12 protein-coding genes are annotated in these 12,221 nt (G+C 72.0%); 7 read left to right on the forward strand and 5 right to left on the reverse strand.

Annotation, left to right across the window (positions count from 1 at the left end; genetic code table 11):
• Nucleotides 1-346 precede the first annotated feature (346 nt).
• The 3 genes from IZR01_RS24135 to IZR01_RS24145 all read left to right on the forward strand — a co-directional run bounded on the left by IZR01_RS24135 (nt 347) and on the right by IZR01_RS24145 (nt 3,172).
• Nucleotides 347-1,999: a helix-turn-helix domain-containing protein gene (locus IZR01_RS24135; RefSeq protein WP_194894687.1), complete on the forward strand. Its 1,653-nt coding sequence runs from the start codon at nt 347-349 to the stop codon at nt 1,997-1,999.
• Nucleotides 2,000-2,220: 221 nt separating this feature from the next.
• A complete protein-coding gene (locus IZR01_RS24140; RefSeq protein WP_194894686.1) occupies nt 2,221-2,673 on the forward strand; it encodes a carboxymuconolactone decarboxylase family protein in 453 nt (150 codons plus the stop codon).
• A 94-nt stretch (nt 2,674-2,767) separates the two neighbouring features.
• Nucleotides 2,768-3,172 (forward strand): VOC family protein, encoded by a 405-nt coding sequence (locus IZR01_RS24145; protein WP_194894685.1) that lies wholly within the window; start codon nt 2,768-2,770, stop codon nt 3,170-3,172.
• 51 nt (nt 3,173-3,223) lie between these two features.
• Here the strand turns inward: IZR01_RS24145 and IZR01_RS24150 are convergent, their stop codons facing one another.
• From IZR01_RS24150 to IZR01_RS24160, 3 genes are all read right to left on the reverse strand, one after another.
• Nucleotides 3,224-3,817 (reverse strand): hypothetical protein, encoded by a 594-nt coding sequence (locus tag IZR01_RS24150; protein WP_194894684.1) that lies wholly within the window; start codon nt 3,815-3,817, stop codon nt 3,224-3,226.
• A 192-nt stretch (nt 3,818-4,009) separates the two neighbouring features.
• Nucleotides 4,010-5,140 carry a tryptophan--tRNA ligase gene (gene trpS / locus IZR01_RS24155; protein ID WP_194894683.1) on the reverse strand — a complete coding sequence of 377 codons (1,131 nt, stop codon included), beginning with the start codon at nt 5,138-5,140 and terminating at the stop codon, nt 4,010-4,012.
• 217 nt (nt 5,141-5,357) lie between these two features.
• On the reverse strand, nt 5,358-5,900 hold the full coding sequence (locus tag IZR01_RS24160; protein WP_194894682.1) for a GNAT family N-acetyltransferase: 543 nt from the start codon (nt 5,898-5,900) through the stop codon (nt 5,358-5,360).
• 320 nt (nt 5,901-6,220) lie between these two features.
• On the opposite strand from IZR01_RS24160, the gene IZR01_RS24165 reads away from it, so the two are divergent.
• Complete coding sequence (locus IZR01_RS24165) at nt 6,221-7,819, forward strand: putative bifunctional diguanylate cyclase/phosphodiesterase (protein ID WP_228554676.1); 1,599 nt, start codon at nt 6,221-6,223, stop codon at nt 7,817-7,819.
• 430 nt (nt 7,820-8,249) lie between these two features.
• Here IZR01_RS24165 and IZR01_RS24170 read toward each other — a convergent pair whose 3' ends face one another.
• Both IZR01_RS24170 and IZR01_RS24175 read right to left on the reverse strand, forming a co-directional pair.
• On the reverse strand, nt 8,250-8,453 hold the full coding sequence (locus IZR01_RS24170) for a DUF6186 family protein (protein WP_194925190.1): 204 nt from the start codon (nt 8,451-8,453) through the stop codon (nt 8,250-8,252).
• Nucleotides 8,450-8,929 carry a hypothetical protein gene (locus IZR01_RS24175; RefSeq protein WP_194894679.1) on the reverse strand — a complete coding sequence of 160 codons (480 nt, stop codon included), beginning with the start codon at nt 8,927-8,929 and terminating at the stop codon, nt 8,450-8,452. The genes IZR01_RS24170 and IZR01_RS24175 overlap by 4 nt, the downstream gene beginning before the upstream one ends.
• 221 nt (nt 8,930-9,150) lie before the next feature.
• On the opposite strand from IZR01_RS24175, the gene IZR01_RS24180 reads away from it, so the two are divergent.
• The 3 genes from IZR01_RS24180 (at nt 9,151) to IZR01_RS24190 (ending at nt 12,134) form a co-directional block, all read left to right on the forward strand.
• Nucleotides 9,151-9,900: an NRDE family protein gene (locus tag IZR01_RS24180; protein WP_323747082.1), complete on the forward strand. Its 750-nt coding sequence runs from the start codon at nt 9,151-9,153 to the stop codon at nt 9,898-9,900.
• 65 nt (nt 9,901-9,965) lie between these two features.
• A complete protein-coding gene (locus IZR01_RS24185; RefSeq protein WP_194925192.1) occupies nt 9,966-10,784 on the forward strand; it encodes a class I SAM-dependent methyltransferase in 819 nt (272 codons plus the stop codon).
• A gap of 150 nt (nt 10,785-10,934) precedes the next feature.
• Entirely contained in the window at nt 10,935-12,134 is a 1,200-nt protein-coding gene (locus IZR01_RS24190; RefSeq protein ID WP_194925193.1) for a CaiB/BaiF CoA transferase family protein, read from the forward strand.
• Nucleotides 12,135-12,221: the final 87 nt, after the last annotated feature.

Raw genomic sequence — 12,221 nt, forward strand, 5'->3', positions numbered from 1 at the left:
TGGCCGGGGAGCGGGGATGCGTCGTTGAGGGCGGCGGTGCGGTCGACGCGTGAGCGGTGCCGACTGTCAGGGGCAGAACAGCCAGGGCACAGGACAGGGCCGCGGCAGCGAATCGCCGAGGGCCGGGGTGGGGAGATGACACGGTGCCTCCTTGCTGAATCTTGAAAGATTTGCGGGGCGCACGCCGTGCATCAGCACACTGCGGATGCTCATAAGTGTCAAGGTTTCGAGCAATACGAACAGATCCGATCACCGGCATCCAGTCCTTGATGCGGGGTTCAGGCCGAGTGCGCGCGGCACTACTGTTGGGCACCGACCGATCGGACGAGCAGGGGAGTGGAACAGGGTGTCGTCGACGTCGGCGGTTTCGGTGCTGGCGCAGGGGTTGCGAGAGCTTCGGGACTTCGCGGAGGGACCGGATGGGGAGGAACTGGCCGAGCGCACCGGGCTCACGGGCCAACAGATCGAGGCGGCGCTCGCCGGTGAGCGGCTACCGACGCGCGAGGTGACGCTGGCGCTGGTCGAGGCGTGGGAAGGGGACGTCGAGGCCTGGCGCGAGTACTGGGCGCAGATCTCGGAGCTCGCCGAGGAGGACGAGGGCGAGGCCGGCGGCGCCGGGCGGACGGAGAAGGCCGCGACGCCTGCGCCACCGGAGCCTTCGATCATCGTGCCGATACCGGAGGTGGAGCCAAAGCCGGAGCCGGATCTGGGCGGTGAGGCTGAGGCTGACGCGGAAGCCGCGGCGGTCAGAGCCAGGTCAGCGGCTCGGGCGCAGCTTGAGGCTAATGCACAGGCGGCTAAGGCACAGTCGGAGGCTAGGGCTGCGGCCGAGGAATCGGCACGCAGTGAGGCCACTGCTGGCGACGAGGACGCGGACAGGTCGGCGGAGGACGCAGACAGGTCGGCGCGCGCCGGGCAGGCGAGTCAGGTAAGCCAGGCGAGCGAAGCTGGAGCTGCTGAGGCGAGTCAGGCAGGCGGGGCAAGCCGGGCAAGCGGAGCTGGAGCTGGAGCTGCGGGGGCGGTAGCCGTCGAGGGCGCGGGCCTCACAACACCGGCCGAGACCGCGACCCCCGGTGAAGGCCCAAGCGAGCCTGGAGTAGAAGAGCAGGCAGCGCGCGCGGAAGACGCGAGCGAAGCAGCGGAGACGACTGCTGACAGCGAGACCAGCAGCGAGAGCAGCAGCGAGGCTGGCACAGTTGGGGCAGCAGAGCAGGCGCGCGCCGGTGCGCGCGTGCCGGGGCCGCAGTCACGCCCCCGCGCCGAAAGCGCCAGCAACGCGCCGGACAAGTCGGCATCCGAAGCGCAGGCCGTCGTTCGTGCCGAGGCGCCGACGGCGAAGAAGAGCCTGCTGGTGCGCATCGGGGTCCCGATCCTGCTGTTCGCGATAGGCGTGGGTGTGGGTGCGTTCGGCGATCACGCGTTGAACTCGAAGCAGTCCTCCGCCAACACCTCCGCGTCGGTTCCGCCGGTTTCGCACGCGTCGAGTTCGGCGCACACGTCGGCGTCCAGCGCCGGCACGTCTTCCACCGGTGCGGCGACGCCGCCGACCACGAGTGTGAATCCGACCGCGACCACCCCGACCGACACCTCTTCGACCGCGTCCACGGTCGCGGCGGGGTCGGTGCTGGGGTCGTACGTCGGGATCCAGTTGGCGTCCGGGTACAGCATCAACTTCCTGACCGACCCGTACCACCCGGCGGCCGGTACCTCGAACGGGCCGGACACGATGGGATTCTTCGCCGGCAGTTTCGTCGACGGCCGGTTCTATGCCGACCGGGTGGCCGTGCTCGACGCGACGGACACCGGCTCGTACACCTCGTGCCTGAACGACACGCGCTACCAGCACGACGTGCTGCTGTCGCAGGTGGCGGCGGGCAGCAGCTTCTGCATAACCACCGGGACCGGGCACCTGGTGTTGGTGACGGTGCGGCGGCTGCCCTCCAGTACCGACGCCAATCCGTACGCGGTGGTGGACGTGACGGTGTGGCAGAGCAGCTGAGCGGCGAATGCGTGGAGTGAGAATTCATGGAGTGAGAGTTCACGCAGTGAGCTAGTCAGCGAGCTGGCTGACCTGCGGGGAAGTGCTTCAGCGCCGGATGTGGCCCAGGTCAGATCCGGCGCTGTCACATTCGCTGCGGCCTGGGAGTCAGAGATGCGGCGGACCAAGAGGTCCGACTACTGCGAAGCAGCATCTTCTGACCTGATACAGGGAGCATAGACATGGAAGCCCGCATCAAGAACCCGGCCGTGATCCTGGACGCCTCCGGCCCGATCCAGGAGCTGTACAAGGCGGTGAACAGCGGCGGGGTGGAGCCGGCGATCCTGGAGCTGGTGCATCTGCGGGCCAGCCAGATCAACGGCTGCGCGCCGTGCGTGTACTCCGGGATGGGGAACATGCGCCGGATGAAGGAGTCCGAGGAGCGCATCGGGCTGGTGGCCGCGTGGCACGACGCGCCGTTCTACACCGACCAGGAGAAGGCGGCGTTGGCGCTGGCCGAGGCGGCGACGCGGATGGCCGACAACCCCGAGGGTGTCAGTGACGCGGTGTGGGATGGTGCGGCGCGGTTCTTCGATGAGAAGCAGCTGGCGGCGATCGTGCTGATGGTGGCGTTGACGAACTTGTTCAACCGGCTGAATCACACCACGCGGCAGGTCGCCGGGCAGGCCTGGTAGCCGGTAGCCAGGTAGACCGGGTAGGGGCCGGCGCTTCGTACGCAGCGGTGCGGTAGCGTGCGCGGCGTCGGCTCAAAACCCTGAGGAGCGCTGCATGCCCGAGTTGTCCGGCTGGTCGCACGTGTCGTTCTCGGTCCGGGACCGTGACGCCAGCGTCGCCTTCTACGGCGACGTGCTGGGGTTCAAGACGCTGGCGGTGACCGACCGGCCCGACTGGTTGCAGACGATCATGGTGCATCCGACCGGGATGTGTGTGGCGTTCCAGCAGCACACCGGCAATTCCGGCGAGGTGTTCGACTACGCGGCCACGGGGCTGGACCACTTCGGGTTCGGGGTGGGCTCGGCCGAGGAGTTGGCCGAGTGGATCGAGCGGTTCGAGGAGCTGGGGGTGGCGCACTCGCCGGTGCGGGAGACCGGGCTCGGGCCGTTCGTGAGCTTCGAGGACCCGGACGGGATCCAGCTGGAGCTGTTCTACAGTCCGCTGATGGCCCGGCCGTGACGTACCCGACGGGCCCCGAGTCAAGCTGACCCCCGGCCCGACCCGCCGCACTCAGACGTCCGCAGGCTCCGGCGCGGGCGTCTTCGGCTTCTTCGGCACCTTGGGCGGCCGCCCCTTGCGCCGGAAAGCGATCACCAGCGCCACGAAGATCGCCGCCGCGATCAGGGCGCCGATGGCGGTGGCGCCCCGGAACCCCGGCGCCTCCACGTCCATGGTGCGCTGCCCGGCGTGGGCACCGCTGCCGGTGCCGATCGCGACGCCCAGCGTCATCAGGTTCGGGGCGGCCAGGATCACCGCGAGGATCAGCCACACGATCCTGGTCTTCCAGCGCATCGAGCGGCGCATCGTGAACCACAGCAGGCCCAGCGGCAGGATCGTGAACACGATGCCGAAGCAGATGCCCAGCAGGACGCCGGTGGAGAACGCGCCGTTCGCGGCGTCGCCGATGCGGTGCGACCACCAGCGCGGGATGTACGCGGCGCCGGCGAAGTAGAGCAGCACCAGGGCGACGATGACCAGCACGATCGCGATCGCCCGGCGTTTGAAGTCGCGGCGGCCGCCACCGGTGGTGGGGGTGCCAGTGCCAGTGCCGGTGGCGGCGGTGCCGGGCTCGGCGGTGTCGTGGGATGCGCGCCCTAGCCTCATGGCACCGATGCTGGCACCGGGAGCCGTGGGGCGCGCGCCGGATGGGCCGGTCGTGGGGCACAGGCGGCGCGCGCCGCAGGCAGGACGACAAACGAGGGAACATTCGTTCGTTCGTCGGGCTGGGCCGGGAGGCGGTGCGACACGCGGCAGCCCGCGGCACACGGCACAAAGCCCGGCCCGGCCGACTCCCCTTCAGTAAGCCATCCCCATCGCCGCCCGCACCTGCGCCAGCGTCGCCTCGGCCTCGACAGTGGCCCGCTCAGCGCCGCGCCGCAGGATCGCCGAGAGATACCCGCGATCCCCGGCCAGCTCGGCCCGCCGGGCCCGGATCGGCCGCAGGTGCTCGTTCACGGCCTCGGTCGCCGCCTGCTTCAATGCGGACGCGCCGCCCGAGCCGATCTGCTCGGCGACCGTCTGCGGGTCCTCGCCGCGGCACAGTGCCGTGATCAGCACCAGGTTCGACACCTCGGGCCGGTGTTCGGGCTCGTAGGTGATGTGCCGGTCGGTGTCGGTCTTGAAGCCCTTGATGATCGCGGCGGTCTCGTCGGCGCCGGCCTGGAGCGCGATGGTGTTGCCCTGACTCTTGCTCATCTTGTGCCCGTCGCTGCCCAGGACCGACGGGGCGTCGGAGATCAGGGCTTTGGGTTCGGTGAACACCGGTGCGTAGCGGGTGTTGAAGCGGCGCGCGACGGTGCGGGTCACCTCCAGGTGCGGCAGCTGGTCTTTGCCGACCGGGACCAGGTCGGCGCGGCAGAACAGGATGTCGGCGGCCTGGTGCACCGGGTAGGTGAGCATCAGCGCGGACAGGGCCGGGCGGCCGGAGGCGGCGGCCTCGGCCTTGGTGGTGGGGTTGCGCTCCAGCTCCGGCACCGAGATCAGGGACATCAGCGGCAGCAGCAGCTGGTTCAGGGCCGGTACCGCCGAGTGCGCGAAGATGGTGCTGCGGGCCGGGTCCAGGCCGACGGCCAGGTAGTCGGCGACCAGGCCCAGGGCGTGGTCGGCGATCGAGGCCGAGGCGTCCCGGTCGGTGATCACCTGGTAGTCGGCGACCAGGACGAACAGCTCGGCGCCGGCGTCGGCCAGCCGGACCCGGTTGCGCAGCGAACCCAGGTAGTGGCCCAGGTGCAGGGCGCCGGTCGGCCGGTCTCCGGTCAGGACCCTGATTTGTCGGGCGTCGCCGATCAGCTGCCCGGCCAGTTCGGCTCCGGTCAGGTGGGCGGCCCGGTCCTCGCCGGGCGCCGGGTGCGCGCCGTCGGCCACACCTGAGGGGAAATCACGCGGCTGGTCTGCGGTGTTGGTGGGTACTTCAAGAGTGATGCCCATCGTCGTTCTCCTCGCGGGGATCTCACAGGGTCGGGGGTCTGACGTGACCGGCGTCCGGACCGCCCGCCCCCTGCGCGGGGCTGAGAACAACGAAGGCCGTCCGGATCGTCGGACGGCCTGTCGGCGTGCGTGGCTGGGGAGCCGTCCTAGGACGGCCGCCAGCTGGCACACAGGAAGCTCTTCACGCACTCAGGATATCAGGGCGGACATGCCGGGCTCAATCAAGGCGCAGACGGTAGGTGAGCAGGCCCTTGCCGGGTGCGTACTCCCAGTCCCGCTCCGGGGTGCGGGTGAAGCCCAGGCGCGCGTAGAGCCGCTGCGCCGCGCGCATCTCCGGTTTCGTCGACAGCACCAGCGCCGGACGGCCCTCCTTCCGGGCCCGCCGCACACAGTCCAGCACCAGGGCTTCCCCGATGCCCTGGCCGCGCAGGTCGCCGGCGGTGGCCAGCATCCTGATCTCCGCCTCCCCGTCGGCGGCGATGTCCGCGAACTCGCTGCCGGCGACGGTGTACACCGCGGCGCCGACCAATCGGCCCGCCGTGCCGCCGGCGGAGGCGGCGCCGACGCCGCCATCGGCGCCATCGGCGTCAGCCACGGCTATCAGCTGCCACGCCCCCTCGGCGGCGTGCCGGGCGGCGGCGTCCAGCAGACGAGGCAGATATGTCTCCTCGGCCAGGGATTCGTCTTGGTAAACGGCGGCGGTCAGCTGTCCGGCGGGCGCCAACTCGGCCGGAAGGGCTTCGCGAATGGTGATCTGCACAGCGTTTGATTCTGCCCGAGGCCCGCCGCCGGTGGCCCGCCGCGGGTCCGGTACCGGGAGGGTCACGCCCCGGGGCCGGCGGCGCGCGCCGAAACCCGCCTTCCGGGGCGGGTGCCGGCGTGAACCGTGCGGGATGAGTGTGACAGTACGGCCACGATCAGGTGATCTGGGAGTGTGTGCGCCGTCACAGCGCCCCCGGATGGTCCTATGATCGCGCTCGGTAGTCGTTCGGAAGCCGCGCAGTCGGCGGTGCGGGTCGGGCCAACCAGGTGTCCTGGCCCGTGATGGAGGTGGTCGCGGTGTCCGGTCAGAATCTTTCCATGGCGCACGCCGAGGCGGCCGCGTCCCGGTCGTCGACGCCGTTCGCGGATGAGCTCACGGGCCTGCCGAACCGGGCGATGCTGGGCCGGTGGCTGGAGGCGCGCACCGGGACGGCGGCCCGGCCCGGGCAGCGGATCGGGCTGTGCAGCCTGGACCTGGACGGGTTCCGGCAGATCAACGCCCTGCTGGGGTTCGGTGCCGGGGACCGGTTCCTGGCCGCGGTGGCGACCCGGCTGCGGGCGGTGCTGGAGCCGGGCGGGCATCTGCTGGCGCGCACCGGCGGGGACGAGTTCGCGGTGCTGGTCGACTACAAGGACTTCAAGGACTTCAAGGACCATCCGGTCGCCGCCGCGGGCCCGGCCGGCGCCGCAGGCCCAGGCCCAGCCGGCGCTGCGGGAGCCGCCGGAACTGCCGGCGCTACGGAGGCTGCGGCGTTCGCCGACACATCCGCGGCACAGAGCGCTGAGCCAGGGCCGCCGCAGGGCACTGAGGCGCCGCAGCCCCGGCGCGCGCCGGGCGGCCGGCCGATGGTGGAACGGGTCGCCGAGCGGGTGCTGGCGGCCCTGCGGGACCCGCTGCGGGTGGACGGCCGGGACCTGACGGTGACCGCGTCGATCGGCGCGGTGGAGGCCCTGGCCGCGGCCTCGGCGCCGGAGGACCTGCTGCGGGCCGCGGATCTGGCGCTGTACTGGGCCAAGGGCGAGGGCCGGGACCGGTGGACGCTGTTCGACGCCGAACGGGCCGGGGCGGACGTGGCCCGGTACCGGCTGGCGGCGGATCTGCCGGCGGCTGTGGAGTCCGGGCAGTTCTACTGCGAGTACCAGCCGATCGTGTCGCTGGCCGACGGCGCCGTCTCCGGGGTGGAGGCGCTGGTGCGGTGGCGGCATCCGCGGTTCGGGATCGTGCCGCCGGACCGGTTCATCGCGCTGGCCGAGGAGTCCGGGCTGATCGTGGAGCTGGGGCGGCGGATCCTGGCCGAGGCGTGCCAGGCGGCGTCGACCTGGCCGGACGCGCCGGGGCAGCCGGCGCCGCCGGTGTCGGTGAACGTGGCGGTGCGTCAGTGCCGGGACCCGCGGCTGATGGGGCACGTGCTCTCGGCGCTGTCCGAGTCCGGGCTGGCGCCGCAGCGGCTGCGGCTGGAGATCACCGAGTCGGCGCTGCTGCCCGGGGACGACGCGGCGCAGGCGACGCTGCGGGCGCTGGCCGACAAGGGTGTGTCGATCGCCGTCGACGACTTCGGGACCGGGTATTCGAACCTGTCGCATCTGCGGCGGCTGCCGGTGCACATCCTGAAGATCGACGGGACGTTCGTGGCCGGGCTGGCGACGTCGGGCGTGCCGGCGTCGGCGGACGGGTCCGGTGCGGCCGGTACCGGGCCGGCGGACGTCGGCGCGGACGAGCAGATCATCGCCACCGTCACCGCGCTCGGGCACGCCCTCGGCCTGACGGTGACGGCCGAGGGCGTGGAGACCGCCGGACAGCTGGAGACGGTGCGGCGGCTCGGCGTGGACACCGGACAGGGCTGGCTGTTCTCCCGGGCGCTGCCGGCCGCCGGGATCAGGGATCTGCTGGCCCGCGGCGTGCCGCTGGCGGCGTGAGGCGCCCCGGGCCCGGCTCGCCGCGGTCGGAGTCGCGGTCGCGGTCGCGGTCGCCCCGGTAACGGCCGGCCGGGGCCCGCGGCACCTGCCGGCCGGCCGTGCCAACGTCCTGACGAGCGGACTTCGGGCAGGCACGCGGCGGAACTGGAGAGGACTTCCTTGCACCCCGAAGGCTGATCCTTTGGCCTGCCACTGGCACCGGGGGTGCCCGGCGCGGTCTGATGGACGTGCCGGCTCACCGAGCCGGACCGTGTTGGACAAGCTCCCCCAGCGACACCGACACTCGGGCGGGCCGCGACCTTCGGACCAGGGTCACGGCCCGTCCGGCTTTTTGCCTCCAGGTCCTTTGCCCTCAGGGCCTTCGCCTCCGGGGCCGGATGTGCCTCCGGGGCGGGACAGGCGGGACAACTCGATCAGGACCGGGGCCCGATCAGGACCGGGACAGGAAGTGGAATCCCAGCCACCACCACGCCAGCAGCATCCCGACCCGGCCCCACTTCTCGTGTATGACGTGGCTCAACAGCTGGGAGAACGTCGGGACGCGGCTGCCGGGGCGGCGGGCGACCACCTCCACCAGCAGTGCCGCGGCGCCGATGACGACGTAGCCGGTGACGGTGATGGCGCGCGGACTCATCGGCGCACCACCCACACCCCGGCCAGCAGCCAGGCGACGTAGCCGGCGGCGCGCGCCGGCGGCGGGTCGATCAGCGGGCCCAGCAGGATCGACAGGGTCGGGTGGGCGTGGGTGGAGCCGCGGGCGGCCGCGTACAACTCCCAGATGCCGAAGGCCACGGCCAGTACCGCCCAGGGCAGGGTCGTGCGGCGGTTGATGGCGGCGTCCGGGGCCGGGAAGCGGTCGGTGGCGGGGCGCAGCGCGTACCAGACGATGGCGGCGCCGGGCAGCAGCGTGGCGATCTCCGCGGGGATGGTCAGGCGGCGGAAGGTGCCGCCGATCAGGGAGTAGCCCAGGCCGACCGCACCCCAGGTGATCATGGTGGAGGTGGGGTGGGTGAGGCGGAGCGGGTCCGGCGCGGTCGGCGTCAGGAGCACGGCTTCGGAGTCGGCGGCGGTGTCGGCCCGGCGGCCCATCGGCACGGATTCCTGTGCCATCGCCTCACCCGCTTCCTGTTCCGCGTCCGCAGGTCCGGCGGTTGTTCACCGGGCGTTCGCGCACGTCTTGTGCAGCGGCGATACCCGCTGCGGCACACCGCCACACACGGTTTCCATCCTGGTGGCACAGCGTGATCGGCGCTGCTCGACACGCCCGGGCGGAACCCGCGTTCGACCCGGACGGCGCAGGCTGCTGTGATGAGGGGGTGTGCACTGCGATCGTGAGCGTCGATCCCGCCTCCGCCTACCCGGTCCTGCTGGCCGGTGTGCGCGATGAGTTCCACGACCGGCCCTGGACCGGCCCGGGCCGGCACTGGCCCGACCGGCCGCGCCTGATCGGCGGCCGGGACCTGCTGGCCGGCGGCACGTGGCTGGCGGTGGACCCGGACGTGCCGCGCGCGGCCTGCGTCCTGAACGGCCGCGGCCCCCTGGCCCCGGAGACCGGCCGCCTGTCGCGCGGTGAGCTGCCGTTGGCGTTCGCCGCCACCGGCAGCGTCGATGACGTGGACTTTCCCCGCTATGACCCGTTCCACTTGGTGTGTGCGACGCTGCGGGAGGTGTTCCTGCTGAGCTGGAACGGCGAGCGCCACGAGCGGCGGCAGCTCGGCCCGGGCCTGCACGTGGTGGTGAACAGCGGCCTGGAGGGCACGGACCCGACCGAGGGTCCCGGGACCGAGGCGATGGCGGCGCGGCTCGGGTTCTTCCGGCCGCTGCTGGCCGATGCGGCCCGCCCGCAGCCGGCGCCGGGCGTCGCGACCGACAAGGCGTGGGGCCCGTGGCTGCCGCTGCTGGAGGGTGCCGGACTGGACCCGGTCGACGACCGGGCGCTGCTGGTGCGGCGCGAGTTCGGCGAGCGGACGTGGGGCACGACGTCGGTGACGCTGGTGGGGCTGCGCGAGGGCGGGGTGCGGTATGACTTCAGCGGGGCGCCGGGGGACGCGGAGGCTTGGACGGCTGTGGTCGAGGGCTGAGAGACAGCACGCTCAGGCTTAGGCTCGGAGGGCAGGGCCAAGGGCGGACAGAAGGGCCGGAGTTGGTGGGTGACGAGACGTATTTCGCGACAGACCTCTACCAGGGGACTGCTGACTACTACGACCGCTACCGTCTGGGCTATCCGCAGCCCCTGATCGAGCATCTGGTCGCGGCCACTGGCCTGTCCGGTCGCGGGAGCCTGCTGGATCTGGCCTGCGGGACCGGTCAGCTGGCGTTCCCGCTAAGCCCGCACTTCGCGCAGACGTGGGCTGTCGATCAGGAACCGGAGATGATCGACACGGTTCGCGCCAAAGCGGACGCTGCGGGACTGGGGAACCTTCGGACCGTCGTCTCCAGCGTCGAGACCCTCGATGCACAGCCAGGCAGCTTCGAACTCGCTGTCGTCGGCAATGGCTTTCACCGGTTCCAGCGCGACGTGGCCGCCCGGCGGATCCTTCAGTGGCTGATCCCAGGCGGGCACCTCGCGCTGTGCTGGTCGTATTCACCCTGGGCGGGAGCCGAAGACTGGCAGCGGACCCTGGCCGCCACGCTGAACCGGTGGCAGCGGGAGCTCGGCGCCGAGGACCGGACGCCTGCCGACCCGGCGCGGGCCCGTCAGCGGCGGCCCGACGTCGATGTGCTGTCCGCGGCCGGGTTCGAGATCGTCGGACGCGGCTCGTTCGACGTCGAGCACCGATGGAGTGTGGCGGACCTCGCCGGCCATGTCCGCTCGACCTCGTTCCTGTCGCCCGCGGTGCTCGGCGCGCGGGCTGCCGAGTTCGACGCCGATCTGGCGGCCGGCCTTCGGCCCCACGATGACGGCGGCGGCGTGTTCACCGAGACGGTCGGCTTCGCCTATGACCTTGCCCGCAAGCCTGCTTGAGGTTCCGGCTCATCCCCCGAGTCGCCGGCTCATCGGCGCGCGCCGTTGCCACCGGTTCCGCAGGTACGGCAACGTTTGCCGAAGGCTGTGAGCCGGGCGATGGCCGTGTCATATCGACTCCCCGGGCGCGGCGTGCCACGCTGATCGTCCATGACCGCCGTGCACTCTGCCGCCGACCGTTCTGTGCCCGACCCCGAGGTGGGCCTCGATGCCGATCCGGCCGATGCCGGGCCGCTGGCCGGGCTCCTGGTCATCGATCTGACCCGGGTGTTGGCCGGGCCGTTCGCCACCATGATCATGGCGGATCTGGGGGCGCGGGTGATCAAGGTGGAGAATCCGTCCGGCGGGGACGACTCGCGCCGGTATGGCCCGTTCGCCGCTGACGGGCGTTCGATGTACTTCGCGCGGGTCAACCGGGGCAAGCAGTCGCTGGCCGTGGACTTGAAGAAGAACGCTGAGCAGGTGGCGGCGCTGGCTGAGCGGGCCGACGTGCTGGTGGAGAACTTCCGGCCCGGGGTGATGGACCGGCTGGGGCTGGGGCCGGCGGCGTTGCGGGCCCGGAATCCGCGGCTGGTGTACGCCTCGGTGTCCGGGTACGGCGCCACCGGGCCGCGGTCCGGGGAGCCCGCGTACGACGCCGTCATCCAGGCCCGCAGCGGTCTGATGTCGGTGACCGGGGAGCCGGACGGGCCGCCGGTGAAGTCCGGCGCGTCGGTGTCGGACCTGTCGGCCGGCGTCTACACCTTCGGCGCGGTGATGGCGGCGCTGGTGGGGCGCGGTATCCACGGCCGCGGCACGCACATCGATATCGCCATGTTCGACGCGACCGTGTCGTTCCTGGAAGGCAACGCGCTGGCCTGGCTCGCCGACCGCACCGTGCCGCACCGCATCGGCCCGCACCACCCCAACATCGCCCCGTTCGGCGCGTTCGCCGCCGCCGACGGCCAGATCGTGGTGTGTGTCGGCAACGACGCGCTGTTCGGCGCCTTCGCCACCGCCCTGGGCGCGCCGCAGCTGGCCCAGGACCCGCTGTTCGCGCAGAACGCGGCCCGCTCGGCGAACCGCCTGGTGCTGACCGCCGTCATCGAGGAGTTGCTGGCCGCCGACACCTGCGTGAACTGGCTGGCCCGGCTGGAGGCGGCGAAGGTGCCGTGCGCGCCGGTGAACGACATCGGGCAGGCGATGACCGACGCGCAGACCGAGGCCCGGCGCATGCGCATCACCGCCGGCGGGCTGGAGCTGCCCGGACAGGTGGTGAAGATGGCCGGCTACCCGGATCCGGCGGTGCGGCCGGCGGCGCCGGGGCTGGACGAGCACGGCACCGCGATCCGCGCTGAGTTCGGGCTCTGAGGCCGGGTTCTGAGTTCGGGCTCTGAAGCGGGGCTGGCAGGCGGCACGGTAGTCAGGGATCGCCGAAGCCCGGCGGCGCGCGCACTT

This window comes from Catenulispora pinisilvae, from assembly GCF_015356865.1.
Classification (GTDB): Bacteria; Actinomycetota; Actinomycetes; order Streptomycetales; family Catenulisporaceae; genus Catenulispora; species Catenulispora pinisilvae.

Coding starts and splice junctions, on each gene's coding strand:
- IZR01_RS24165 (WP_228554676.1), top strand. CDS start 6,221: ATGGCGCACGCCGAGGCGGCCGCGTCCCGGTCGTCGACGCCGTTCGCG.
- IZR01_RS24170 (WP_194925190.1), bottom strand. CDS start 8,453: ATGAGTCCGCGCGCCATCACCGTCACCGGCTACGTCGTCATCGGCGCC.
- IZR01_RS24175 (WP_194894679.1), bottom strand. CDS start 8,929: ATGGCACAGGAATCCGTGCCGATGGGCCGCCGGGCCGACACCGCCGCC.
- IZR01_RS24145 (WP_194894685.1), top strand. CDS start 2,768: ATGCCCGAGTTGTCCGGCTGGTCGCACGTGTCGTTCTCGGTCCGGGAC.
- trpS (WP_194894683.1), bottom strand. CDS start 5,140: ATGGGCATCACTCTTGAAGTACCCACCAACACCGCAGACCAGCCGCGT.
- IZR01_RS24150 (WP_194894684.1), bottom strand. CDS start 3,817: ATGAGGCTAGGGCGCGCATCCCACGACACCGCCGAGCCCGGCACCGCC.
- IZR01_RS24140 (WP_194894686.1), top strand. CDS start 2,221: ATGGAAGCCCGCATCAAGAACCCGGCCGTGATCCTGGACGCCTCCGGC.
- IZR01_RS24190 (WP_194925193.1), top strand. CDS start 10,935: ATGACCGCCGTGCACTCTGCCGCCGACCGTTCTGTGCCCGACCCCGAG.